16 protein-coding genes are annotated in these 25,109 nt (G+C 57.4%); 13 read left to right on the top strand and 3 right to left on the bottom strand.

Annotated features, from left to right (window positions below; all coding sequences use genetic code 11):
- Positions 1-137: 137 nt before the first annotated feature.
- Positions 138-1,433, top strand: a complete 1,296-nt coding sequence (gene clpX / locus CORTU0001_RS09020; RefSeq protein WP_005329189.1) for an ATP-dependent Clp protease ATP-binding subunit ClpX — start codon at positions 138-140, stop codon at positions 1,431-1,433.
- Between the two features lie 10 nt (positions 1,434-1,443).
- Here the strand turns inward: clpX and CORTU0001_RS09025 are convergent, their stop codons facing one another.
- Positions 1,444-2,208: a TetR/AcrR family transcriptional regulator gene (locus CORTU0001_RS09025; RefSeq protein WP_005329191.1), complete on the bottom strand. Its 765-nt coding sequence runs from the start codon at positions 2,206-2,208 to the stop codon at positions 1,444-1,446.
- 333 nt (positions 2,209-2,541) lie between these two features.
- Between CORTU0001_RS09025 and CORTU0001_RS09030 the strand changes: the two genes are divergently transcribed.
- The 6 genes from CORTU0001_RS09030 to ndk all read left to right on the top strand — a co-directional run bounded on the left by CORTU0001_RS09030 (position 2,542) and on the right by ndk (position 9,184).
- Positions 2,542-3,492, top strand: a complete 951-nt coding sequence (locus CORTU0001_RS09030; RefSeq protein WP_005329193.1) for a malate dehydrogenase — start codon at positions 2,542-2,544, stop codon at positions 3,490-3,492.
- Positions 3,493-3,572: 80 nt separating this feature from the next.
- A complete protein-coding gene (locus CORTU0001_RS09035) occupies positions 3,573-6,293 on the top strand; it encodes a valine--tRNA ligase (protein WP_005329195.1) in 2,721 nt (906 codons plus the stop codon).
- Positions 6,293-7,828, top strand: a complete 1,536-nt coding sequence (gene folC, locus CORTU0001_RS09040) for a bifunctional tetrahydrofolate synthase/dihydrofolate synthase (RefSeq protein ID WP_005329197.1) — start codon at positions 6,293-6,295, stop codon at positions 7,826-7,828. Before CORTU0001_RS09035 ends, folC begins: the two co-directional genes overlap by 1 nt.
- Positions 7,825-8,337 carry a DUF4233 domain-containing protein gene (locus tag CORTU0001_RS09045; protein ID WP_005329199.1) on the top strand — a complete coding sequence of 171 codons (513 nt, stop codon included), beginning with the start codon at positions 7,825-7,827 and terminating at the stop codon, positions 8,335-8,337. The genes folC and CORTU0001_RS09045 overlap by 4 nt, the downstream gene beginning before the upstream one ends.
- A gap of 46 nt (positions 8,338-8,383) precedes the next feature.
- The gene (locus CORTU0001_RS09050; RefSeq protein ID WP_005329202.1) at positions 8,384-8,701 is read left to right on the top strand and encodes a hypothetical protein; all 318 of its coding nucleotides are present in this window, start codon (positions 8,384-8,386) and stop codon (positions 8,699-8,701) included.
- A gap of 72 nt (positions 8,702-8,773) precedes the next feature.
- A complete protein-coding gene (gene ndk, locus CORTU0001_RS09055; RefSeq protein WP_005324068.1) occupies positions 8,774-9,184 on the top strand; it encodes a nucleoside-diphosphate kinase in 411 nt (136 codons plus the stop codon).
- Positions 9,185-9,453: 269 nt separating this feature from the next.
- On the opposite strand, the gene CORTU0001_RS11545 is transcribed toward ndk, so the two are convergent.
- Positions 9,454-9,804, bottom strand: coding sequence for an ArsR/SmtB family transcription factor (locus tag CORTU0001_RS11545; protein ID WP_040425217.1), 351 nt, complete (start codon positions 9,802-9,804; stop codon positions 9,454-9,456).
- A gap of 108 nt (positions 9,805-9,912) precedes the next feature.
- Here CORTU0001_RS11545 and arsB point away from each other — a divergent pair, with 108 nt between their 5' ends.
- A complete protein-coding gene (gene arsB, locus CORTU0001_RS09060) occupies positions 9,913-10,977 on the top strand; it encodes an ACR3 family arsenite efflux transporter (protein ID WP_005329207.1) in 1,065 nt (354 codons plus the stop codon).
- On the opposite strand, the gene CORTU0001_RS09065 is transcribed toward arsB, so the two are convergent.
- Positions 10,974-11,675, bottom strand: coding sequence for a hypothetical protein (locus CORTU0001_RS09065; protein WP_005329208.1), 702 nt, complete (start codon positions 11,673-11,675; stop codon positions 10,974-10,976). The two genes, arsB and CORTU0001_RS09065, sit on opposite strands and share 4 nt — an antisense overlap.
- 269 nt (positions 11,676-11,944) lie before the next feature.
- Between CORTU0001_RS09065 and CORTU0001_RS09070 the strand changes: the two genes are divergently transcribed.
- The 5 genes from CORTU0001_RS09070 to CORTU0001_RS09090 all read left to right on the top strand — a co-directional run bounded on the left by CORTU0001_RS09070 (position 11,945) and on the right by CORTU0001_RS09090 (position 25,099).
- Positions 11,945-15,817: a translation initiation factor IF-2 N-terminal domain-containing protein gene (locus tag CORTU0001_RS09070; protein ID WP_005329210.1), complete on the top strand. Its 3,873-nt coding sequence runs from the start codon at positions 11,945-11,947 to the stop codon at positions 15,815-15,817.
- 226 nt (positions 15,818-16,043) lie between these two features.
- Positions 16,044-16,349, top strand: a complete 306-nt coding sequence (gene rplU / locus CORTU0001_RS09075; RefSeq protein WP_005324077.1) for a 50S ribosomal protein L21 — start codon at positions 16,044-16,046, stop codon at positions 16,347-16,349.
- Positions 16,350-16,391: 42 nt separating this feature from the next.
- The gene (gene rpmA / locus CORTU0001_RS09080; RefSeq protein ID WP_005329214.1) at positions 16,392-16,670 is read left to right on the top strand and encodes a 50S ribosomal protein L27; all 279 of its coding nucleotides are present in this window, start codon (positions 16,392-16,394) and stop codon (positions 16,668-16,670) included.
- A gap of 573 nt (positions 16,671-17,243) precedes the next feature.
- Positions 17,244-23,156, top strand: a complete 5,913-nt coding sequence (locus CORTU0001_RS09085) for a DUF5979 domain-containing protein (RefSeq protein WP_034668602.1) — start codon at positions 17,244-17,246, stop codon at positions 23,154-23,156.
- 446 nt (positions 23,157-23,602) lie between these two features.
- A complete protein-coding gene (locus CORTU0001_RS09090; protein ID WP_034668604.1) occupies positions 23,603-25,099 on the top strand; it encodes a SpaH/EbpB family LPXTG-anchored major pilin in 1,497 nt (498 codons plus the stop codon).
- The last annotated feature ends 10 nt before the right edge of the window (positions 25,100-25,109 follow it).

The following is a 25,109-nucleotide window of genomic DNA, read 5'->3' on the forward strand; positions in this document are numbered from 1 at the left end:
CGCGGGAGGGAATGAATGAAGGGCCTGTCGGGTTGATTTACTAAGGTAGAAACAGATGAAGATTAAGCCGCTCGGAAGGGTAGAATCGTCCTTCCAACTGTGGATAGCGGTACGAAAAGCGAGTGTGAAAGAACTTAATGGCACGTATGCAAGAAAGCGCTGACCTGCTCAAGTGTTCCTTTTGTGGCAAGAGTCAGAAGCAGGTGAAAAAGCTCATCGCCGGCGGCGGTGTCTACATCTGCGACGAGTGCATCGAGCTATGCAATGAGATCATCGAAGAGGAACTGGGCCAAGAGCAGGCGCAAGAATCCTCTGATGCAGAGGTGCGCCTGCCCCGACCCTCGCAGATTTCCGCCTTCCTAGACAAATATGTCATTGGCCAAGACAGGGCCAAGCGCGTGTTGTCTGTGGCGGTGTATAACCACTACAAGCGCATCAAGGCCGAAGAGTCGGCCGCGTTGGAGGCCCGCCGCAAGAAGGCCGAGGGCGATGAGGTGGAGATCTCTAAGTCCAATATCTTGATGTTGGGCCCCACCGGTTCCGGTAAGACCTACCTGGCGCAGACCTTGGCCCGGCTTCTCGATGTCCCCTTTGCCATTGCCGATGCCACCAGCCTCACCGAGGCCGGCTACGTGGGTGAAGACGTGGAAAATATCCTGTTGAAGCTGCTGCAGGCCGCAGACTTTGACGTGGAGCGTGCCCAGCGCGGCATCATCTACGTCGATGAGGTGGACAAGATTTCCCGTAAGTCGGAGAACCCGTCCATTACCCGCGACGTCTCCGGTGAGGGCGTGCAGCAGGCGCTGCTGAAGATCTTGGAAGGCACCGTGGCGGCCATCCCGCCGCAAGGCGGCCGCAAGCACCCGAACCAGGAGTTTATCCAGCTGGATACCTCCAATATCTTGTTCATTGTGGCCGGCGCATTCGCGGGCCTGGATCAGGTCATTGCGGATCGCGTGGGCAAGAAGGGCGTGGGTTTTGGAGCCAACCTGGATACCAAGGACGAGCGCGAAAAGGTCGATCTCTTCTCCCAGGTACGGCCTGAGGACCTAGTGAAGTTCGGTCTTATTCCAGAGTTCATCGGCCGCCTGCCTGTCGTGGCCACGGTGGATAACCTGGACCGTGAATCCCTGGTCAAGGTGCTCACCGAGCCCAAGAACTCCCTGGTTAAGCAGTACAGCCGCCTCTTTGAGATGGATGACTGCGAATTGGACATCGAGCCTGCGGCATTGGATGCCATCGCGGAGCTCGCCTTGGAGCGCAAGACGGGTGCGCGTGGCCTGCGCGCCATCATGGAAGAGCTTTTGGTCCCAGTCATGTACGACCTGCCAGACCGCGAGGATATTGCCACGGTACACATCACGTCGGAGTGCGTGACCGAGGGAGCGGAGCCGCAGTTTAGCTATAAGGATGAGGCAAAGGAATCCGCTTAAGCCGGCGCTATTACTCCTCGTTGTAGATATCCTGCGGGGAGGCCTCGTCGCCTTCCTTGGTATCGAACGAGGACGAGGTGAGGTAGGACTCGTGGCCTGAGTCCGGAATATTGGCGGTCAAAAACGCCAGTACAGCATCGACGGTGAGCCTATGCATGCCGTCGATATTTTCTTGGGTATTGAAGTTCACGCCCAGCATGTTTTCCACCATCACCTGATTGGTCACGCGGTAGACCGTCAACGAGGAAATCAAGGTGAAGATGTCATTGGCGGAAATGCCCGGGCGGAAGGCGCCGGCGTCTTGGCCCAAGAGCAGCAAGCGGTCAAGGTGGAGGGCCACCCCGGCGACGTCGGCAATAGCCTGCTGTGCCGGGTCCACAATCTGCTGGTTAGTTTCCCATACCAGCATGCGGATGGCCTCTGGATTGGCTACGCGCTCGTGGAAGAGCCAATCTACCAACTTGCGCACGCCTTCGACCGGAACTGCGGTATCGATTTCCAGGGCATCTTCAGGCGGATTGAGGCGCTGCGCGGCGGTGCTCAGCGCACGCAGGTACAAGCCCTTCTTATCGCCAAAGTGATAGTGAATCATGCGCTTAGACATGCCGGATTCTTGGGCGATGGTCTCTAGCTTGGTTTCTGTAAAACCAAAGCGAGAAAACTGCTTGATCGCAACGTCCACCACGGAGTCAATGCTGACGGATTCCGCGTGGGCAGCGTGAGGAGAATCCGCCTGGTCTGCAGCCTGCAGTGGGTCAGTATTCTCAGTGCTCATTGCGTAAGTCCTTAATCCTTGCGGCGCGGCGGTGGCGCGGTGAACTGATGTCTAGTAGTGCGGGAGTAGGCAATCCCTATGCATTCTGGGTGTGCAGCGCGGGGGAGTGTCCCGCATTTCCTTTTCCTATCATGCCCGATTAATCACCCCGTGCGGGAGTTTCTGGCCCATTGGGGGCGCTAATTTGGAGGTGAATGGGGGTAATTTAACGCAAGTGCCCTAGATTTTCCCTCCAAAAGAGGGGGCCAGATTCACAGCGCGGAGGCTGGGGGTGGGGCTAAGCTCGGGGATGAATTACATTGTCGCAGCCCTGATTGAGGAGGCTTTTACATCATGACTCAGCCCGTCAAGATCACTGTCACCGGCGCCGCCGGCAACATCGCGTATTCGCTGCTGTGGCGCATCGCTGCCGGCGATGTGTACGGAAAAGACACCCCGGTAGACCTAGCATTGCTGGAAATTCCCGCTGCGGTGGAAAAGGCTAAGGGCGTAGCCATGGAGCTCAATGACTCCGCCCTGCCGTTGGTTAACTCCATTACGGTTACTGATGATCTGAAAGAAGCCTTTGAGAACACCTCCGCCGCCTTCCTTGTCGGCGCTCGCCCACGTAGCAAGGGAATGGAGCGCGCCGACCTGCTGGAAGCCAATGGCGCCATCTTCACCAAGCAGGGCAAGGCTATCAATGACTACGCCGCGCGCGATGTCCGCGTGCTCGTGGTGGGCAACCCGGCCAATACCAATGCGCTCATCGCGGCGAATAATGCACCGGACTTGGATGATTCCCAGTTCACTGCCCTCATGCGCTTGGATCACAACCGCACCTTGAGCCAGCTAGCGCTAAAGACCGACAAATCCACCACCGATTTCACCAAGGTGGCGGTCTGGGGCAACCACTCCGCTAGCCAGTTCCCGGATATCACCTACTCCAACGCTGAGGTGGACCAGGACTGGTACCGCGAGGAAATGATCCCCAAGGTGGCCAAGCGCGGTGCGGAGATTATTGAGGTACGCGGCAGCTCCTCGGCCGCTTCGGCGGCGTCGGCAGCCGTGGACCACATGCATGACTGGATCCATGGCACCGAGGACTGGCGCACCGCGGCGGTGCCATCGGACGGATCCTACGGCGTCGACAAGGGCCTTATTTGCGGATTCCCCACGGTCAGCCGCAATGGACAGTGGGAGATTGTGCAGGGGCTCGAGCTCACTGAGTTCCAAAAGGAGCGCATCGAGGCCTCTGTGGCCGAGCTGCGCGAGGAGCGCAAGGCAGTGGCGGACCTGCTCTAAAACCCGCTCGGGGCGCACCTCATACTCGGTGCGCACCCTGCCTGGCTGAGCCGGTTGACGTGCAAGGTAGAATCGGCCAGGTGACTGAGCAAAATAATGAGCAATTAGTTGGTACCAACCGCGCCGATGCGCTGCCCAAGTCCTGGGAGCCGCAGGCCGTAGAGAAGGACCTCTATGAGGGCTGGGTAGAAAAGGGCTACTTCACGCCGGATGCGAATTCGGAGGCTGAGCCTTATTCCATCGTGCTGCCGCCGCCGAATGTGACCGGCCAGCTGCACATGGGACACGCCCTGGACCACACGCTGATTGATTCCATTATCCGCCGCAAGCGCATGCAGGGCTACGCCACCCTGTGGCTGCCCGGTGCCGATCACGCCGGCATTGCCACCCAGACCAAGGTCGAGGCCAAGCTCAAGGAGACCGAGGGCAAGAAGCGCTGGGACTATGAGCGCGAAGAATTCATTGACAAGGTCTGGGAGTGGAAGGAGCAGTACGGCGGCACCATCCAGAACCAGATGCGCGCCATCGGTGACTCCGTGGACTGGTCCCGCGAGCGCTTCACCTTGGATGATGGCCTCTCCCGCGCCGTCCAGACCATCTTTAAGAACCTCTACGATGAGGGCATGATCTACCAGGCCAACCGCCTGGTGAACTGGTCGCCGGTGCTTGAGACCGCCGTCTCCGATATCGAGGTCGTTTACAAGGACGTTGAGGGCGAGCTGGTCTCCATCCGCTATGGCTCGCTCAATGACAATGAACCGCACCTCATCGTGGCCACCACCCGTGTGGAAACCATGCTGGGTGACGTCGCTATTGCCGTACACCCCGACGACGAGCGCTACGCCGACTTGGTGGGCAAGGAGCTGCCGCACCCGTTCCGCGATGACCTGACGCTCAAGATCATCGCCGATGATTACGTAGACATGGAATTCGGTACCGGCGCGGTGAAGATCACCCCGGCGCACGACCCGAATGACTACGCGATGGGCACCCGCCACAACTTGGACATGCCCACGGTCATCGATACCACCGGCCACATTGCTAATACCGGCACCCGCTTCGACGGCCTGACCCGCGAGGAAGCCCGCGTGGAGATCCGGGAAGCGCTGCGCGAGCAGGGCCGCATTGTTAAGGAAATCCGCCCGTACGTCCACTCCGTGGGCCACTCGGAGCGCTCCGGCGAGCCCATCGAGCCGCGCCTGTCCCTGCAGTGGTTCGTAGACGTGGCCAAGATGGCCAAGGCCTCTGGCGACGCCGTGCGCGAGGGCGATACCACCCTGCACCCGCAGTCGCTCGAGCCGCGCTACTTCGAGTGGGTCGATGACATGCACGATTGGTGCATCTCCCGGCAGCTGTGGTGGGGCCACCGCATTCCTATCTGGTACGGGCCCGAAGGCGAAGACGGCCAGCGAGACATCGTCTGTGTCGGCCCTGATGAGGAGCCACCGGCAGGGTACGAGCAGGATCCGGACGTGCTGGATACCTGGTTCTCCTCCGCGCTGTGGCCATTTTCCACCCTGGGCTGGCCAGAAAAGACCTCGGATCTGGAGAAGTTCTATCCCACCAACGTGCTGGTCACTGCCTACGACATTTTGTTCTTCTGGGTGGCTCGCATGATGATGTTCGGCACCTTTGCCGGCACCCACACCCCGGAGCTGTTGGGCGAGGGCACCGATGGCCGCCCGCAGGTTCCGTTCAAGGACCTGTACCTGCACGGACTGGTCCGCGATGAGCAGGGCCGCAAAATGTCTAAGTCCTTGGGCAACGGCATTGACCCGATGGATTGGGTGCGCGATTACGGTGCGGATGCCCTGCGCTTTACCCTTGCCCGCGGTGCCAACCCTGGCGTGGACCTGCCGCTTGGCTCCGATGCCGCCGCGGCCGCCCGCAACTTTGCTACCAAGCTCTTTAACGCCACCAAGTTCGCGCTCATGAACGGCGCTGGAGCGGCCACGCTGCCGAACCGTGCGGAGCTTAGCGACGCCGACCGGTGGATCCTTGACCGCGCCGAAGAAGTCCGCGCCAAGGTGGATGCCTACCTGGATGACTACCAGTTTGCTAAGGCCAACGAGCTGCTCTACCACTTCACCTGGGACGAGCTGTGTGACTGGTACTTGGAGATTGCCAAGACCCAGATCCCGCGCGATGGCGTAAGCGAGCAGGGCCGCAATACCCAGATCGTGTTGGGCCGCGTGCTCGATGTCGTCCTGCGCCTGCTGCACCCGACCATGCCATTCGTGACCGAGGTGCTGTGGAAGGCGCTGACCGGCGGCGAGTCCATCGTCGTGGCGCCATGGCCTACCGTTGCCGATACCAATGGTGGCGCCACCAAGGATGAGGTGGCCGCCCGCCGCATCGAGGACGCCGATAAGCTCATCACCGAGCTGCGCCGATTCCGCTCCGACCAGGGCGTAAAGCCTTCCCAGAAGGTACCGGGCCGCCTCGACTTTGCCGCAGCGGATCTCGTCGGCCAAGAGGAACTGGTGCGCAACCTGGCCAATACCACCGCCCCGGGCGAGGACTTCGATCCTTCCGCCTCCATCGAGGTGCGCCTTTCCCAGGCCACCGTGGAGGTCACCCTGGATACCCACGGCGCCGTGGATGTAGAAGCCGAGCGCAAGCGCCTGGAGAAGGATCTGGCCAAGGCGAATAAGGAACTGGAGCAGACCGGCAAGAAGCTGGGCAACGAGAACTTCTTGTCCAAGGCGCCGGAAGAAGTGGTCAATAAGATCAAGGAGCGCCAGCAGGTCGCCCGCGAAGAGGTCGAGCGCATCACCAGCCGTTTGGAGGGCCTGAAGTAGTGGCGGACAAGGACAAGGAGACTGAGGACTTCGAAATCGTCGATGCCCTCAAAGAAGGCACCGATGGTGGCCCGGTGGAAATCACCGAGTCCGGCCTGACTCTCAACTTGGGCATGGGCAGCGAGGACGAGTACAACGAGGCCGCACCACAAGAGGTGTCGGCCGAAGAGCTGCGCGCCCTAGCGGAGGTAGAAGACGAGCTCAACGAACGCTGGCCGGAGACCAAGATTGAGCCTTCCCTCGACCGCATCGAGATGCTCATGGATCTGCTTGGCCACCCTGAGCGTTCCTTCGATGTCATCCACATTGCCGGCACCAACGGCAAGTCCTCCACCGCGCGCATGGTGGATTCGCTCCTGCGCGCCTTCCACCGCCGCGTCGGCCTTGTCACCAGCCCGCACCTGCAACGCGTTACCGAGCGCATCGGCATCGATGGCCAGCCCATCCACCCGCGCAACTATGTGCGCATCTGGCACGAGATCAAGCCCTTTGTGGAGATGGTCGATGCCCAGTCGGACGTCCCCATGTCCAAGTTCGAGGTCCTCGTTGGCTTGTCCTATGCCGCGTTTGCCGACGCCCCCGTGGACGTAGCCGTCGTTGAAGTCGGCCTCGGCGGCCGCTGGGATGCTACCAACGTGGTCAATGCGGACGTTTCCGTCATCACCCCGGTGGGCTTGGACCACACGGACTACTTGGGCGATACCCTCGCTGAAATTGCCGGCGAAAAGGCTGGCATTATCAAGCCGCGCGAGGACGCTGATGACCCGCTGACCCCGAATGAAAACATCGTGGTCATCGCCGAGCAGGATCCGGAAGCAATGCGGGTTATTCTGCAACAGGCCGTGGACGTGGAGGCGGGCGTCGCCCGCTCCGGCTCCGAATTTGCTGCCCTCGAGTCCCGCATCGCCGTCGGCGGCCAGCAGGTCAACATCCAGGGCCTTGGCGGCCTGTACGAGGACATCTTCTTGCCCCTGCACGGCGAGCACCAAGCCAAGAATGCTGCCGTGGCTCTTGCTGCGGTGGAGGCGTTCTTCGGCGCCTCGGCCGGCCACCCGCTGGATGTTGCCACCGTGCGCAATGGCTTCGCGCAGGCAATTTCTCCTGGCCGCTTGGAGCGCGTGCGCACCTCACCAACGACGTTTATTGACGCCGCCCATAATCCACATGGTGCCAAGGCGCTCGGCGCGGCGCTGGACCGCGATTTCGACTTCGCCCGCCTCATCGGTGTGCTCTCGATCTTTGCGGATAAGGACGCCACCGGCATCCTCACCGCACTAGAGCCTTACCTCACCGAGGTAGTCATCACCCCAAACTCCTCGCCGCGCGCGCTCGATGCCTACGACTTGGCAGAGACCGCCCGCGATATCTTTGGCGAGGAGCGAGTGTACGTAGCCGATAACCTGCCGGGCGCCTATGCCCAGGCCGTGGAGCTTGCCGAGGACGCCGAGGTCCAGTCCGGCTCCGGCATCATCATCACCGGCTCGGTCGTCACCGCTGGTGATGCCCGCGCGATGTTTGGAAAGGAACCCGCATGAGCCGCGACAATCACCACCCGCGCGGAGAGCACCAGCCTCGCCCGCCCCGCCGCACCCGCGGCCGCGGCCGCGAAGAACAGATCCCGGAAAACGAGATCGGCCCCCTCGGCATGGGCCAAGCCCCAGTCAAGGACCCGCTCAAAAGCTTCAACGGGATGGTCATTGCCAGCTCCCTGACCATGGAGGCGCTCGCCCTATCCTTCGCACTGCCGATGCTCTACAAGCTCTATGACGGTACCTTGTGGACCCCCTTTAACTACGGCTTTGTCATCGCCGCAGTGGTATTCCACCTCGTGATGATCGCGTTCATGAATAAGAAGTGGGCGCTGTCCGTCATTGTGTGGGCACAGCTGTTGTGCGTCATTGTGGGCTTTATGGTCCACTGGGCCGTGGCCGCCATCTTTATCATCTTTGGCATGGAGTGGTTGCTGGCCGTCTACCTGCGCAGCAACCTCATCGCCCGCATGAAGCGCGGTTACCTCACCACGCAGCACCTCAACGAGAAATAGGCTCGATACCTTCGGCGGGTGGGGCAGACGCGATAGACTAGCGCCCATGCGCACTCTCTATCTCGTCCTTGCCGCACTCGCCTGCATCGCCGCGGTGGTAGCCCGCGCCGCTACGGGAACGCCGTGGCTACCGCTAGTCGCCCTCATCATTGGCGGCGTTTTTCTGGTTTTGGCGCTGCGGAGCAACTTCGAACCGGCCAAAGAAGCCACCTTCGAGGATTTGGACAAGGAACAGCGCGCAGAGCTGCAACGCCTGCTGGCCAATGGCCAGTTTGGCGCCGCAGTAGGCCAGGTACGCCTGTGGTTCAGGGGGACTTCGCAGGGGCGCGCTGAAGAGATAGTCAAGCGGCTCGCAGAGCATTAGACGCCAGATTTTTACCCCAACGGGATACCCCAGCGCGCGACGCATGCGTGCGGTTTCGGTACAGTGTGGGGCATGACTGAACGTACACTGATTCTCATCAAGCCGGACGGCGTAAAGAACGGCCACGTAGGCGAAATCATCTCCCGCATCGAGCGCAAGGGCCTGAAGCTGGCTGAGCTCGATCTGCGCGTTGCTGACCGCGAGACCGCGGAGAAGCACTACGAGGAGCACAAGGACAAGCCATTCTTCGGTGACCTCGTCGAGTTCATCACCTCCGCACCGCTTATCGCTGGTGTTGTTGAGGGTGAGCGCGCCATCGAGGCATGGCGTCAGCTGGCTGGCGGCACCGACCCAGTCTCCAAGGCCACCCCAGGCACCATCCGCGGCGACTTCGCTCTGACCGTTGGCGAGAACATCGTCCACGGCTCTGACTCCCCAGAGTCCGCTGAGCGCGAGATCGCTATCTGGTTCCCGAACCTCTAAACTTTTGCGCACTTAGCGCATCATTCAGCCCGAGCCTGTAGGCTCGGGCTTTATTTATTGCTTGATCCATAAGCCCAGGCGGAGAGCCGCATACCGAGTATCCGGCCCTACCCTGAATAAGTATTGAAACGGCAAAGCCGCAAATACGTAGAGAAGCAGAACTGGAGCAGGGGTTTTGTTTCGGGGCTGAAGGTGCTTAACGCGGCAGATCATTGCTGAGGATAATGCACGCGAGGTCATTCACCTCTCAGACTAGGACTGGAGTTCTCCTAATCGAAGGAGAGTAACTGGCGCAGTGTGCGGAAGGCTTCCTTTTGCACTCGATGGGTAACGGTACGGCCCGATTGTTGCTTGATTAAGAGACCGGATTCCCTCAACTTGCCGAGGTGATGAGATACCGTCGGTTGGCTCAGGCCGGAAAGCGCGGTCAACTCCGTAACACTCATCGGGCCGCAGCCCTCGTCGCACAATATGGATAGCAGGCGCAGGCGGGCTGGGTCAGCAAGTACTTTAAATTGCTGGGAAAAGCGGAGGGAGTCGCCTTGGCTGAGTGGGCCACTGCTCAGGGAACAGCACTGTGCATCCGGGGTGCTATCGGCATTGCTAGGGGAGGAGTCCATGCACACAGTATAAGGAGTCTGCCTCCCATTCCGTTATATTGACGAGTATCAATATGGGTGATTAAAGTACTGTTCGAAAGTTGAATTCCTCGGCGTACAAGGAGAGCCATGGCCGTTACGCAACGCCCAAAGTTGTCATTTCTCGATAGATTCCTTCCTGTGTGGATCATCATGGCCATGGCTGTGGGGCTATTGATAGGCCACTTTCTGCCAGGCATTGGAGAAGCACTGTCTGCTCTAGAGGTTGGCGGTATTTCTCTTCCAATCGCGCTGGGCCTGCTAGTTATGATGTATCCGCCCCTGGCTAAAGTTCGCTACGAAAAGACTCGAGACATTGCTGCCGATGGTCGCCTGATGGTGATATCTATCGTGCTGAACTGGGTGGTGGGGCCTGCATTGATGTTCACCCTGGCGTGGATATTTCTTGCCGATCAGTCAGAGCTGCGAACCGGCCTGATTATCGTTGGGCTAGCCCGTTGTATCGCAATGGTCCTAGTGTGGTCCGATCTCTCCTGCGCCGATCGGGAGGCCACCGCCGTTCTTGTCGCCATAAACTCTGTATTCCAAGTAGCCATGTTTGGCGTCATGGGTTGGTTCTACTTGCAAGTTCTACCTGGATGGTTAGGCCTAGACACCACCTCTGTTGAATTTTCTTTCTGGTCCATCGTCACAGCGGTTCTTGTGTTCCTAGGAATCCCCCTGCTGCTTGGCGTGCTCTCACGGGTGTGGGGAGAAAAGGTCAAAGGACGCGAATGGTTCGAAGACCGTTTTCTCCCGGCAGTCTCGCCTTTGGCGATGATTGGTTTGCTCTACACCATCGTGCTGCTGTTTTCACTGCAAGGCGAGCAGCTGGTAGCCCAGCCGACAGCCGTGGTGAGAGTGGCGATTCCACTGGTTATTTACTTCGTTGGAATGTTTTTCCTTGCCTTGGGCGTAGCAAAAGCCGGGGGAATGAACTACGCACAGTCTGCTTCCGTGGCTTTTACAGCAGCCGGAAATAACTTCGAGCTAGCCATTGCAGTTTCCATCGGCACCTTTGGCGCCGCGTCAGCACAGGCCCTCGCCGGCACCATCGGGCCACTGATTGAAATCCCAGTGCTCGTGGGCCTCGTTTATATAATGCTCTGGATAGGCCCGAAGCTCTTCCCAGGAGACAAAAGCTTGCCAAGTTAGCGCCGGCCCACTTGATACAGACAGCGAACCCCAGTCGGCGTGATGGTGATGGTCCACTTTGCGGGCGCGGTGCGCAGTCCCATGCGGCTCAGCTTCACCAGGTCCGCCTTTGCTAAAGCATCGAGCTGTTCGGATAGAGGGTCGAGGTCTACCTTCATGAACTTCGAGAGGGCAGTGGAATTAATCGTGTTTCCCTGCACCGCGCCGGCGGCGACGAGGGCGGTGAGGATGTCCGAGTGGGCGTCGGCAAGCTCCAAGCGAGCCTCCGTAACCCCGTCGAGCGGGTCCTTTTCCAAAATCTTGTTAATGCGGCGCCGACCGATGCGGAAGGACTGGGAAAACATGCTCCATATGCCAAGCGGCAAACCAAAGGCCCACCACGCGCCGGATAGGACGCCGGCAACGGGCGGGGCCAGTTCTACCTCTGGGAGCAGGCCGGCCGCGCTCAGTGGCGCCATGATCAACGGTGCAGCGATCGGGATAAACGGGGCAATATAGGCAATCGTGGGATAGTCGCCGTCGCGGAATTCCTCTTGTGCAGCGTTGATGCCGCGCGGGTAATTGCGGATGAGGTGCACCAAGCCCAGCACTGCAAAGACGGCAAAAACACCGGCTCCCATCAACATATAATCCACGCCCGTGTTGGCGAAGCCAATGGCAAAGCCGGCCGGCACGCCAAAATAAAGTGCGGAGCGCACTGGGACTTCATTACGCTGTCGGTACTGCGCGAGTTCGCGCGCGGGGATTCGTGCTAGTTCGGCCACCCCGCCAACATAACACCGCCTGCCAGCTTGGCCGCGGTTCTGTGACACAATGGGGGATAGCGCGTACGAGACGCGGCATAACTTCATATCCCACAAACTTTTATAGCGCGCACTATGCCTCGTGCGGCGGCGGTACGGTCTTCGGCCGTGCCTGCGCCCGAGGCCGCGCCAAATACAGACGATGTACAGGAGTAAGCCCAAAAATGGTGGCACAGAACTCTCAAGAAACAACTGAAAGCCTCAAAGCGGCGGCGTCTTTGGCCCAGAACCTGGACCGCGGTCAACTCAAGGATAAGACCCGCGTGTATTCCCTGGCCAAGCAGCTGGGGCTTTCCTCGCGCGAGCTGGTGGCACAGCTTAAAGACATGGGCCTGAAAAAGAGCGCGCAAAGCTCCCTTTCCCGCGAGGAAGCAGGCCAGGTGCTGGACACTGTAGCGAACGCCGCCGCGGTTGCCGACGCCCCTTCGGGCGACACCACCGAAGTACCGGCTGAAGAGCCCGAGGACAAGGCCGCCGCACAATCGGAAGAGAACCCAGACGAGGAACAGGAAAAGAAGCCGGCGAAAAAGCGCGCCAAGCGCGCCCGCAAGGCCACCCGTAAGTCCGCCGCCGTAGCGCCTGAAGAGCCGGCAGATGCCGCCGAGTCAGGGGAAGGGGAGCAGTCCGCGGAAGATGAAGAGCACCTGCGCCACCGCGTGCGCAAGAACGTAGACAATGAGATCTCCCAGATCGAAGACAAGGTAGAGGCATCGCTGGCCCAGGCCGCAGCCGAAACTGGCGCAGCCGCCGAGGAGCCTGAGGACGCTGAAGCGGCAGCCCCCGAAGCAGTAGAAGCCACGGAGGAGGCGGAGAAAGCACCTGCGAGCGGCTTTGATACCGGAACGGTTGATGCGGCAAAACTGCACGAGGCGCTGGCCGAGGCCGGCGAGGACTTCGAGGATGACTACTACGCCCCGCACATCGTTCCGCGCGCGGAATCCGAGGAAGACTCCGGGCACTATGACTTTGCGCCCATCTTCATGGCCCCGCAGCAGGACGAAGCAGCGGCATTCGCACCGGCAGTAGACGCAGAGGAGGAGGACTTCGCTGCCGACGACTCCGCACGCGATGACAATGAGGGCGCAGCGGATTCCGCCGACGAAAACCGTGGGCACTCCGGCTCCGGCTCCGACCGCGGTTCCGGAAAGTCTGAGGGCCGCCGCCGTGGGCGCCGTGGCGCATCCCGTGGACGCGGCGCCGGTGCAAAGCGTGAAGAGCAGGCAGGCGAGCCCGAGCACATTGAAGAGCCGAAGGCGATCCGCGGCTCCACGCGCATCGAGGCGCAGAAGCGCCGTCGTGCTGAATTGCGCGAAAAGGGCCGCTCCCGCCAACATATCGTTTCCCAAGCGGAGTTCCTTGCCCGCCGCGAAGCCGTCGAGCGCACCATGGTGGTGCGCGATAAGGAGCGCGAGGACGGCGCCGGCATCATCACCCAGGTGGGCGTGCTGGAAGATGACCTGCTGGTCGAGCACTTTGTGACCACCGAGTCCCAGGCCTCGCTCATTGGCAATATCTACTTGGGCCGCGTCCAGAACGTGCTGCCGTCCATGGAGGCGGCCTTCGTGGATATCGGACAGGGCCGAAACGGCGTGCTCTACGCCGGTGAAATCGACTGGCGCAAGACCAAGCTGCACGGGCGCGCCCGCAAGGTAGAAAACGCCCTGAAGTCTGGTGACCAGGTGCTGGTGCAGGTGGCTAAGGATCCCATCGGCCACAAGGGCGCGCGACTTACCACCCAGATTTCCCTTGCTGGCCGCTACCTGGTCTACGTACCGGGCGGGCGCAGCGCCGGCATTTCCCGCAAGTTGCCCGCTCCGGAGCGCAAGCGCTTGAAGGATATCCTCGGCCGCGTGGTTCCAGGCGATGGCGGCGCGATTATCCGCACCGCCGCTGAAAACGTCCCAGAAGAGGCAATCGCTACCGACGTCAACCGCCTGCACAGCCGGTGGGAGGACATCGTGGCACACGCTAAGAAGGAGAAATCCTCCAAGGGCGCCAAGCCGGTGACCATGTATGAAGAGCCCAATATGCTCATCAAGGTGGTGCGCGATCTCTTCAACGAGGACTTCACCGAGCTCATCGTCGATGGCAAGCGCTCCTTCAATACCGTCCGCGCCTATGTGGATTCCATGGCGCCGGACCTTGCGGACCGCGTGGTGCGCTACCGCGCCAAGGACCACGGCGGGCAGGATGCCTTCGAGGCTTACCGCATAGATGAGCAGCTGCATAAGGCGCTCTCCCGCAAGGTATGGCTGCCGTCGGGCGGCACGCTGGTTATTGACCGCACCGAGGCCATGACCGTCATTGATGTTAATACCGGCAAGTTCACCGGCTCTGGCGGCAATCTAGAGGAAACCGTTACCCGCAATAACCTCGAGGCGGCCGAAGAAATCGTGCGCCAGATGCGCCTGCGCGATCTCGGCGGCATGATCGTCGTGGACTTTATCGATATGGTCCTGCCAGAAAACCAGGATTTGGTGCTGCGCCGCCTGAAGGAAGCCTTGGGCCGCGATCGCACCCGCCACCAGGTCTCCGAGGTCACCTCGCTCGGTTTGGTACAGATGACCCGCAAGCGCTTGGGCACCGGCCTGGTGGAGACCTTCTCCACCGAGTGCGAATGCTGCAACGGTCGCGGCATTATCATTCACCAGTATCCGGTGGACGAGGCCGAGGACGATCAGCGCTCCAAGCATTCTGGCCGCAAGTCCAAGGCACACAAGAAGCAGCACCACGATCCGCAGCAGCACCCGACTGCGGTGGCGATGCATAAGCACGAGCTTGACGACGCCCCCGAGAGCTCCTCCAAACCTAAGCGCTTTAAGAAAACCCAGGCGCCGGTCTACGGTACCGAGAGCGAAGAGGCCGCGCGAGAATCTGCGAAGACGTCGTTGGAAGACCTGGTAGCAAACGTTGTTGTGGATGAGCGCGGTCCGGCTCAGTCCCACGCTGGATCGGAAGAGCACAGCGGAGACCACGACCGCAGCAAGGAGCGCGGACGTGGACGCGGTCGTCGCCGCGCGCGCAAGCGCACTCAGACTGAGGTTTCCGATATCGAGGCCATCGCGTATGCCGCGGCGGATAATGCGGCCGAGAGCGACGAGGTGCAGGAATTTAATTCCTATGTCCCCGATGCGGATACGGACGCGGACTCGGGTGCCGTTGCTCAGGCACACCCTGGTGCAGCGGCCCGCTCCAAGCGTGGCAAGAAGCCGCGCCGGGCGACGCGCCGGTCGAAGGTAACCCGCGAGGCCGTAGGCGGTGAGCAGAAGGCACCGGAAAAGAAAGCCGCTCCGGAGAAAGCAACTGGAAAGACCTATGACGAGGCAGTAGCCGAGTTTGAGGCTTCCCCGCGCCGCAAGCGCCGCACCCGCGGCAATTCGCGCTCCGATAGGCGCCCGCAGCCGCAGGATTTCGCGGTCGCCGGTGAGCAGGACTCTGCCGACGGCGACGGTAACGCCAGCGGGGCTGAAGCCCAGCACGGAGAGAAGACCTCGCGCGAAGAGCGCAAGGCTCGCGGGCGTGGCCGCCGTCGCTCAGTGCGCACCCAGCAGGCCAAGCGCCGGAGCACCTCGCGCGTGCCGCACGAGGTCAAGGAAAAGGCGCAGGAGCACGAACACAAGCAGGCGGGCGGGTCCGCCGAGCAGCGCCATGAAAAGGCAGCTGGCGCCGCACGCGCGGGGCGCGCCGGTGGCAAGGGCCGTGGGCGTCGCCGTGCCGTGCGCCAGGCCGCTCCTAAAAAGGCGGTAGCAGAGAATCCGAAGGTAGCGAAGACCGCCCCGGGCCGTTCGACGCAGCAGGATGGCTCGTCGGATCGTTCCGGTGCTGGCCAGCGGGCGGCCACGGGCGATACCAAGGTGCTGCGCCGCGGAAAGAAGAGGGCGGTGCGCAAGAAGGGGACGTCGGCAAGCGCTAAGGCCCCAAAGGCGCAGGATAACGCCGCTCAAAAGCAGTCTTCCGCACGCGGCGCACACCAGGAAAACGCGCGCGCTAAGTCTGGGCGCGGCCGACGCCGCGTAGCACGGCGAAGCACGTCTTAGGGCTACGCCACGCGGGCACAAAAAGCGTGGTTTGTATTTTGTGCCCGCTACGGGGTAGTCTTTGACAGTCGCTGTTTAGTACTCACGGCGCTGGATCAGTCCGACACTCACTTGGTGAGCTGTGCGGGCATGTTCGCGCGGGAACTAAACGCAATGTGTAAGTGTCCATTCGGAACGCGGCCTCCCCGGTTGCTTCCGAGCGAGTTTAGATAAGGGGTAACCCTCTATGTACGCGATCGTCAAGACCGGCGGCAAGCAGTACAAGGTTGCTGAAGGTGACCTCGTCAAGGTCGAGAAGATCGAGGGTGAGCCAGGCTCTGCCGTAGCTCTCACCCCGGTTCTGCTCGTCGATGGCGCCGATGTTAAGTCCAAGGCTTCCGACTTGGAGAAGGTTTCTGTCTCCGCAGAAATCGTTGAGCAGGGTAAGGGCCCGAAGGTCGATATCCTGAAGTACAAGAACAAGACTGGTTACAAGAAGCGTCAGGGCCACCGTCAGCCTGTGACCACCTTGAAGATCACCGGTATCAAGTAAGCCTTAACCGGCTGTAATTATCCCTAAAGGAGGGAAAACCACATGGCACACAAGAAGGGTGCTTCCAGCTCCAGCAACGGTCGCGATTCCGAGTCCAAGCGTCTCGGTGTCAAGCGCTTCGGTGGTCAGCAGGTTAATGCCGGCGAGATCATCGTGCGTCAGCGCGGTACCAAGTTCCACCCAGGTGAGAACGTAGGTCGTGGCGGCGACGATACCCTGTTCGCGCTTGCAGCTGGCTCCGTTGAGTTCGGTATGAAGCGTGGCCGTCGTATGGTCAACATTGTTCCGGCTGAAGAGGTTGCTGCAGAAGCAACTGCCTAACTAAGGCCGACTGAGAAAATATCCCCGAACAAGCTCTTACTTAAAGTGGGAGTGGTTCGGGGATATTCTCGTTTTATAAGCGATCTTGGTTGTGGTGCTGCGAAGCCACAGACCGCTCCCTTCTTACGTCGGCTTTGGGGGAGGGCAAATAAACTGCCTTACCGATGTAGAGCTATAGGAATCTGGTAGGCGTCACCTAGGTGACACTGTGCCGCATATGCGAATACCAAGGAATGCAGTGGTTTCGGGGTAATCGAGCTATTGGAATAGCTATGGGTAATTTCGCTCAGAACGCTTCAAGTTTTGCTTCTCAAAAACCGACTCGCATGCAGAGCCGTTCCTCCAACACGCCAGTGATGGAGCACTTGAAGGAATAGATTCTATGGGGCAATAAATTCCTTGATTTTAGCTGGACGGGAACCCAAAAATTTCTTCATTTATCCTTGTCACACGGTTGGAAAGGTTTAATTTACCGAGTAACATACTTGAGGAATAGCGCTGAGATTGTGCGTTTATGCGGTAAACGGATCATATTGTTTTCGGCGGTTTTGTAACCGGAAGGATTACGCAAATATGGCTTTTTCTGCCAATAGCCAGCATCGTTTCCATAGTCCGCTCACCGTGCGGTTGATGGCCTGTGTAACGATCCTTTTAGTCGGGTTCGCGCTCCTAGTAGTGCCTCATAATGAGCCTCAGGCTGAGGCCGCTACTACCTCGACGACCACTGGCTCGCCATTTGGGGACTGCGCCTTCCGAAAAGGAACCGGCGTAACCGAGCCATGGGCGAGCCAAATTTGTTGGTTGGATGTTAGCAACATGACCACGCCTGGTCACAAGACCAGAAAGATTGGCGACTACACCATTGAATTTGATCTCTCGATTGCTGCTAAAGACTCGGCGACCAACTATACTGCGGAACCCAATCCTTCGTGGAACCTAGCCGTCTTTGGCAAGCCCGGCTTCTTTGAAAAAGAAAGTGAAGATCTCAAGGACGTCCTGCAAATGACGGGCGGCAACAATAGCTTCACTAGGTTCACGTTGGATAACATAGTGGTCAAACGAGGGGAAAACTCTTCTCCCGTGTCGAATTATCGGTTCGCAGTCGCCGATGCGGAATCAACCGGTGCGGGCGGTCCCGGTGAAATGATCAGCGTGGACGGAGGACAAGTAAGCGCACCCACCGAGCTCAAATCAGGAACCGGTGAGAAACGTGCCTGTGAACTCAAATTTGGTGCGGGTACTGAACCAATAGAGAGGGAGTGGGGCTCAGCCGCCGATGGAAGGAGCCGCGGTTTTGTCTGCCATTCAAAGCAAACCGGCAGTCACGCTTCCTGGATCGTTGGAGTGGATAAACCGCAAAAAATGGAAATCAGCATGGGCTCTTTTCGTAACGGTACCCAAGCCGTCGCCATGGGCGTGGCATTGAGCCGAATCAATTTCGGTTCCGCCAAGGATTTCGCCCAAGTAGAATCCACGACCGAGGAAAAGCTGAGCGGTCAAACCCGAACTGCTAGCTATACTCCGTTCCTACGTGACGGGAATGCGGATACCGATTTGCCGGCACCAGAAAATGGTTATACCACTGCGATGCGCAGGTTGGACACGACGGGTACTGCGCAGGACCGGCTTGGCTTTCGGTCGCAGACTAATCCAAAGGACAAGGCATTCGATCGGTATGACCCCGTATGGACCTGTACGCTTAAATCCTCCGAGGGAGCTAGTGAGACCAAGGTAATTAAAGGGGGTAGCGTTCCTGATGGGTACTCTCTTGAAAAAGATACTGCGAGTGGAACGTCTCGGCTGCTGTTGCCTTCAAGCGAAACAAGACAACCTAATTGTAGCGTTGTTTGGAAGTCAAAATTTAAGCCCGCTTCTTTGACCTTGGGCAAGAACGTAGAAGGTTCAGCTGCGAACTTTAGTGATGTGCAGCTACAAAAATTTACGCTGCATTATAAGTGCACTGCACCTGCTGGGTTCACGACTGCATACCCAGACATCAAGCTGGAAGATGACGTACAGCTCGAGCGTGGTACAAACACCGTAATCGACCGATTGCCTCAGGGCGCTAGTTGTACTGTAACTGAGAAGTTGACGGATGGTGGTCAACCCGGTGCAGGGATCGATTTCAGCCTGTCTTGGAATGGGCAACAGGCAACAGGAAATATTAATAGCCCCGTAAACGTCGATCTTAGCCCCGCAGCAGGAGACACCAGTGGTGTTGTTGCGGGTTCAGCAAAAGCCTTAAATAAGTATGACTATCAAAAAGCTTCGCTGAAACTGAGCAAGCACATTTTGGGAAAGCCTGTCAGCGACGGGAAGGTAGGGGGAACCTACCGATTCGGCGTGCGGTGTGAGGGCACCAATTTGGGGCAGCGAGAAGTCTCCTTTGATCTGAGTAAATCCAACCCCACCAACGCAGTGACGATTCCGGATCTTCCAGTGGGGCGCGACTGCGTCTTAACCCCGTTGACTGACCTTACTGAGCAGCAACGCCAAATGATCAAACTGGATAAGCGCGACGGTTCCCTAAACGGCCAGCACCTTGATCCTGATGGAAACAATGGCTTTCACTTCACCTTGGATAAGCAAGGCGATACAAAGGAACTACACTTCGAAACCAGCTATTCCTATTTAACTTCGCCTCTAGTTATCCGCAAAGAGATAACAGGTTTGGCCGCGGGTAACGACGAGCTAAAGGCATTAAACTTTGATATCAATTATCGTTGCTCTGCTGAGGGACAAACCGTAAGTGAGGGTAGTACTACAATCACCGCAGAGGATGGCGAAAAGAGCGTCGGCGAAGTACGAATCGGCGCAGATTGTTTAGTCTGGGAAAATGAACCAGGAGATACCACCACTACGCACTTTCAAGGTGCTAAGGTTCGCGCCTCGGATGCTAGCGACAAGGTAACGGAACTGGATAATTCCGACGCAAAAACTCAAAAAATAACCACTATTCGCAAGGCTTCTGGCACAGACCGCAACCTTGTGACGGTTTCAAACATCTACGATCCAAAACTGGGAACCGTGGACCTGCATAAGGTTGTAGATTCACAGGTCGAGGGTGTTCTACCCGATTCCTATACTTTCACGTATCGATGTGGAACCCGAAACATTGCGGGAGATAACGGTAAGGTTCTGCCTGTTGAGCTAAGCGGTAAAGTAGTCGTGCCAGGTGATGGAACGATGCGGTTGGAATCTGATGATCCCGACCTTGCCTCGAAGCTAAATAGCCAAGATGGAAAGTTGGGTGTTCCCTACGGCAATGACTGCACCTTCACTGAAGAGACACCAAATGTTGCTGGTGGAATTATCTTCAGCACAGATGTTGATAGCGCAAAGACAACGGTCAACGCCGAGAACAATACCGCAACGGTAACCAATAAATTCACCGCTGCCGGAAAAGGCCTTACGGTTTCCTTGCGTACCGGCGGGCGGAGCACTCTTGCGCCTGAATCGTTGTCGTATTCATTGCGTTGTGACAATGGCTATACCACCAATTTTGACCTTAAATCCGGCGATCAGGTAGTCATTCCTGCCCAGAAAGTTCCGAAGGGCACTAATTGCTCGCTAAAAGAGTCTGGTGACTCAAATAAACGAACCTCTGAAAGCGGCAACGAATATCCGATTCGCAATGATTCAGAATACTTGTACGCCGCAGACGATAATGAAGGTAACGATATTGGCGACGGGGCACAGTTCACTATTGGGGACCAATCAACCATGGATGTGCATCATCACTATGACTTCATCCAAGCTTCGGTTGAGGACTCCAAGCAGGTGGAGTTTAACGACCCTGATTCCTTGATCTCTGATGCACGCCGCAAAATTAAGTCGGAGCGTATCTTCCCTGTCGAACTGAAATGTACTAACCCAGATGGCTCCGCAGGCATTGACGTCACAACGACCGTTCAACAAGGACGGCCAAGCGAACCTATTCAGGTCAACGTGGGCTCCGACTGTACTGCCTCAGAGGGAGAAACAACCACAGCGGTGGGCATCACCCTGGACAAGTCGATTAACGTCAACGGAACCCCCACAGAGGGAGGAACGGCGAAGTTTACTGTAGGCAATTCAGATAGTGTCGACGTAACCTTCGTAAATACCTATTCCCGTCGAACCACGTATATTGAGCTCAGCAAAAAGGCAATTTTGCCGAGCGACAGCATTCGTGATCAGTACAAGAATGCCAATAAGGATCTGCAGGATGCGCTTTATGATCACCATTTTGATCTAGTATGCCGTGATCCGGAAACGGGAGACGAGGCAGTACTGCAGAGCCAAAGCGGATCCATTAAGGGCGAAGGCAAGACTACCTTCACCGGTGTCCCGGTGGGTGCGGATTGCCAAATTACTGGTGACCACTTTGGCTCCCTAAAGCTGACCATGAACGATGGCAGCGATGATCTAAATGCGTACTTACGGCCCGCGTATATTGACTGGGTGGTGGATAGGCAAGGTGGAAACGCTTACCCAGATCAGAAGCTGGATAATGAAAAGACAACCTCGCCAGCATTCCTTACTGTGGATGAACCGAATGACAATAAGATTCGTCTCGACAACCACTATGAGTACGAAACCTCAAAGGTAAAGATCAGTAAGGATCTAGTAGGCAAAGATGGCAACCTGAAGGAAATTCCGGAGGATTATCCTTTCAATTTCACTATGCAGTGCAAGGCCATTGGCTATCAGACAAATAATATTGGTGAGACCTCTTTTATTCCAGAGAAGCTGCGTCCGCAGTCGAGTTATATCTTGCCGTCGACGTTGAAGAAATCGGAGTTTAACGGCACTGGTTCAAACGGTGATGAGTCCATATTGTCCTTCGCTTCGGACGAAGCTATCGTGCCTGCTGGTTCGTACTGCAGGTTCGCTGAAGAAGAGAGCTCTAGCACTCCGCAGACTTTGCGGATTACACCAGACGAGCGAACCGTGACTGCGTATGCGCCAGCCCCAGACGCAAGTGACGTTCAGGACCTGCATTTTGTCAATCGCGTTGAGCGACGGACTGCTCCAGTGAAACTAGTCTTGAGTAACTTTGGTTACCTGGTGGGTGCCGATTCCCAAGGATATGAAGCTAATGTTGTGTGCAAGGATCCCGCTGACTCGGCGGCCTCTCAACAATTCCCACTAGCTTCTGTTGCTGCTACAGAGCTTTCCCAATCGGACCAGGCCCCGGCAAATGGCCAAACTATGGACCTGCCAGTGGGCGTTGACTGTGAACTGGAGCTCAGCGGTCCGGCACTACAACCCCGCGGCGAACTTGAGGTGACGAACGGCGAACGAACCCCGTTGACTCAGTACACCAAATGGTCGCAAGGCGAGCGTGAGGGTGCACGAGGATTGCTTTCGGATATTCCTTCCGAAGACGTATCTGCCGAAAACAAGAACCTCAAGTACTCTTTCGCTACGGCTGGAAATCTTCCTTCGGATAAGACGGAGCTAGTAATCGGTGTGGATATTTACCACCCTAGGGCTCATTATGATGCCACCTTTACCAAGACTACAGATGGGGCCGTGGGCAAGGATGCTACTTTCCGGTTCGAGCACTCGTGTAGTGATCCAGCGTTGAGCGATTCTTCGCAGAGCAACGCTTTCACGCTTAAGGCAGGACAAAGTTATACGATAAAAAACATTCCGGTGAACAGTCCTTGCACCGTTAATGAAGTAGATGACGGTGTGAAGAACAATGACTCGATTTTCCATATTTCGCAGCATGGCGATTTGGTTGAAGCAGATACTGAACACTCTGCGGCTATTCCTGGCAACCCTAAGGAAAATGGTTCTGAGCCGATCCGACCGGTATCGTTCACGGTTCGGCCGGTGACAGACGGGAAAGATACTTCCCGCTCTGGTGACCGTTGGACGCTGACCGCCAATAATAAATTCGCGGGCATAAGCGTCACGAAGTCGATTGAGGGCACGCCTTTGGGCAACCTAACCGGCGATCTTTTTGGAACCACCTTGTTGCCTGCTGAGGCCGAGAAGATGAGTATGTCTTACGAGGTAGCCAATGATGGCGCGTATGATCTGTCCGACTTCCGAATCCAAGATGCTTCTCTTGCAGGACTAACCCTGGTTAAGGACGGCACATCGGTAGAATTAGGCGAAGATGGAGTCGTTCCGTCGAGCGTATGCGCACCGTCACAGTCCCTGGCTAGGGGAGAATCTTTCACTTGCTCCTTCGACGTTGTAATCCCAGCAGACAAGGACGAGACCTATCGCTATCCGGATTCAGGCCAGCCTGAAGTTAAGGTGACCGCGCAGGCCTCTGAGGACGGACATCAGTTCACTACCTCAGCTAGTGATTCTCACGGAGCGCTTCGACCTTCTGGGCTCATCGGAGGTCTACTGCCAGAAACCGGAATGCAGACCTTGGTGTGGGTACTGGTACTTGGGTTGATCCTCTTAGGCTTCGGCTTGTGGCGCTATCTACGTCGTCCAGATGAAGATGGCGAAGAAGATCGTCCAACCGTTCAAGATTAAAGCGCCGCGCACTGTTCCTGCTCCTTGAAATAAAAGGGGCGGGAACAGTGGGGCAGGGTCCGCAGAGAATGCGCAGCGCTTTTCGGTATATGAACGGCTAGAGCGCGTGTTTTATAGCCGCGAGATTTCGCGGCGATTAGAGCCGAATTTCGGTTAATAGCAGTCCTATTTAAGGAGGATTAGTTTGCAAGAAAACTAAAATATGACCCAAAACTTTGCCGGCGGGAGGAGCTTCGCAATAAGTATCTCCATGGGTAGTAGCGCCCGTGCGAGGATCTGGAATTAGTATTTGTTAGATACTATTTTGCGATGCTTGGATTTAATGGTTCTTCCGCTTGTGCTGGGGTTATGTATTCACATATACTCTGTTCAGAATTTCCTTCACTCAACTCTGTCGGCTCATTTGGAAAAGTCGAAATGGGTATTAACGAGAGGACAACCCTTATATGTCTCGTATTGTTTCCAAGACTTTCGCTATTGCACTCGCCGCCGGATTGGCCGCTGCTAGCCCTGCGGCATTTGCTGCACCTGGCGACACCACAACTGCTGCCGCTCCTTCTGCTTCGGCCCGCCAAACCATTGATGCCAAAGCAACGGGTTCCCTTACGATTGACAAGCGTAGTGGTGAAGTAGGCTCCGAGGACAAGCTCGAGGGCATGAAGTTCAAGATCGAGAAAGTTCAAATGGACAATACTCTCGATACCGCTGCAGGCTGGAAGGAAGCCGGAGATAAAGTCGCTGCAGGTCCCGGCGACGCAACGATTGACGCTGGATTTCAGGCTAAGGAGCTGACCACCGATGGAAGCGGCACCGCTAAGTTTGATGGTCTTCCAGTAGGCCTGTACAAGGTTACTGAGCTTCCAGTAGAAGGCTCCAAGTACACCGTTGGTTCGCCGTTCTTGGTCACTATTCCTATGACCCAAGAAGACGGATCTATTAACTACAATCCGACTGTATCGCCAAAGAACCAGCTCATTCAGCCAAAGAAGACTTCCACTAATAACAATGCCAACGTGGGAGATAATATTGGCTACACCATCACCGCACCGGTGCCCGCTGGCGACGTTGATAAAAATGGTGCACGTACCCTGCCTAAGCTGCAGGTGACGGATGACCTGTCCGAATATCTTGAGTACGCAAGCACTGCAGACCAAGTTTCCGTTGCAGTCAAGGGCGTCGATCTTGTTCGTGGCGAAGACTACACTGTACAGATTTCTGGGAAGAATCTGACGGTCGATTTCACGGATTCGGGACTTCAAAAGCTGGCGCAGGCGCGAGCTGACCAGCCAGATTTGGCAGTGGAGATTAAGTTCGATGCGAAAGTTGTGAAAATTCCAGCCAATGGTCAGATCACCAACACCGCTGTTGAGCATATCAACGGAAATGACATCAATACCTCGCCGACTGATAAAACAGACGGTCCGACGGTCACCCACTACAACGATGTTTCCATTACTAAGAACCTGAATGGTAATCCTACCGAAGACGGTAAAAATGGTGACGGCGCTGAATTTCAGGTCTTTGAATGTACCGAACAAAGTGGAAAGTGGACGGTAGCTGATGGTGCTGCCCCGATTAAGGGCGCCAACGCCGAAGGCACAGCTGCTGCGGACGCCACTCTTAAGGCTGTAGGTGCCGATCAGACCAAGGCAGCGGTAGCAGACGGCTACTTCCTGCAATTTGATCCGGAGAAGGATTACTGTGCGGTTGAGACTAAGGCACCGGCAGGCTATCTGGTGAACCCAGACCCACAGCACCTGACGGCTTCGCAGGACAAACGTGATGAGCGTGTCATCTTTACCGCTACTGTGGATGACGTGAAGGATAATATCTGGGGCAAGCTCCCGGCCACCGGTATGCGCACTATGTTGATTATCTTGGGCCTTGGCGCCCTCCTGTTCATCGGTGGTGCTGCTTATCAGCTGAAGCGTCGTAACGCTTAGCCTGCGATTA

The sequence above is a fragment of the Corynebacterium tuberculostearicum SK141 genome, assembly GCF_000175635.1.
GTDB lineage: Bacteria > Actinomycetota > Actinomycetes > Mycobacteriales > Mycobacteriaceae > Corynebacterium > Corynebacterium tuberculostearicum_C.

Bases quoted from the DNA above. Each gene is read 5' to 3' on its own strand.
- clpX (WP_005329189.1), top strand. From the start codon at position 138: ATGGCACGTATGCAAGAAAGCGCTGACCTGCTCAAGTGTTCCTTTTGT.
- CORTU0001_RS09025 (WP_005329191.1), bottom strand. From the start codon at position 2,208: ATGAGCACTGAGAATACTGACCCACTGCAGGCTGCAGACCAGGCGGAT.
- CORTU0001_RS09030 (WP_005329193.1), top strand. From the start codon at position 2,542: ATGACTCAGCCCGTCAAGATCACTGTCACCGGCGCCGCCGGCAACATC.
- CORTU0001_RS09045 (WP_005329199.1), top strand. From the start codon at position 7,825: ATGAGCCGCGACAATCACCACCCGCGCGGAGAGCACCAGCCTCGCCCG.
- CORTU0001_RS09050 (WP_005329202.1), top strand. From the start codon at position 8,384: ATGCGCACTCTCTATCTCGTCCTTGCCGCACTCGCCTGCATCGCCGCG.
- ndk (WP_005324068.1), top strand. From the start codon at position 8,774: ATGACTGAACGTACACTGATTCTCATCAAGCCGGACGGCGTAAAGAAC.
- CORTU0001_RS11545 (WP_040425217.1), bottom strand. From the start codon at position 9,804: ATGGACTCCTCCCCTAGCAATGCCGATAGCACCCCGGATGCACAGTGC.
- arsB (WP_005329207.1), top strand. From the start codon at position 9,913: ATGGCCGTTACGCAACGCCCAAAGTTGTCATTTCTCGATAGATTCCTT.
- CORTU0001_RS09070 (WP_005329210.1), top strand. From the start codon at position 11,945: ATGGTGGCACAGAACTCTCAAGAAACAACTGAAAGCCTCAAAGCGGCG.
- rplU (WP_005324077.1), top strand. From the start codon at position 16,044: ATGTACGCGATCGTCAAGACCGGCGGCAAGCAGTACAAGGTTGCTGAA.
- rpmA (WP_005329214.1), top strand. From the start codon at position 16,392: ATGGCACACAAGAAGGGTGCTTCCAGCTCCAGCAACGGTCGCGATTCC.
- CORTU0001_RS09085 (WP_034668602.1), top strand. From the start codon at position 17,244: ATGGCTTTTTCTGCCAATAGCCAGCATCGTTTCCATAGTCCGCTCACC.
- CORTU0001_RS09090 (WP_034668604.1), top strand. From the start codon at position 23,603: ATGTCTCGTATTGTTTCCAAGACTTTCGCTATTGCACTCGCCGCCGGA.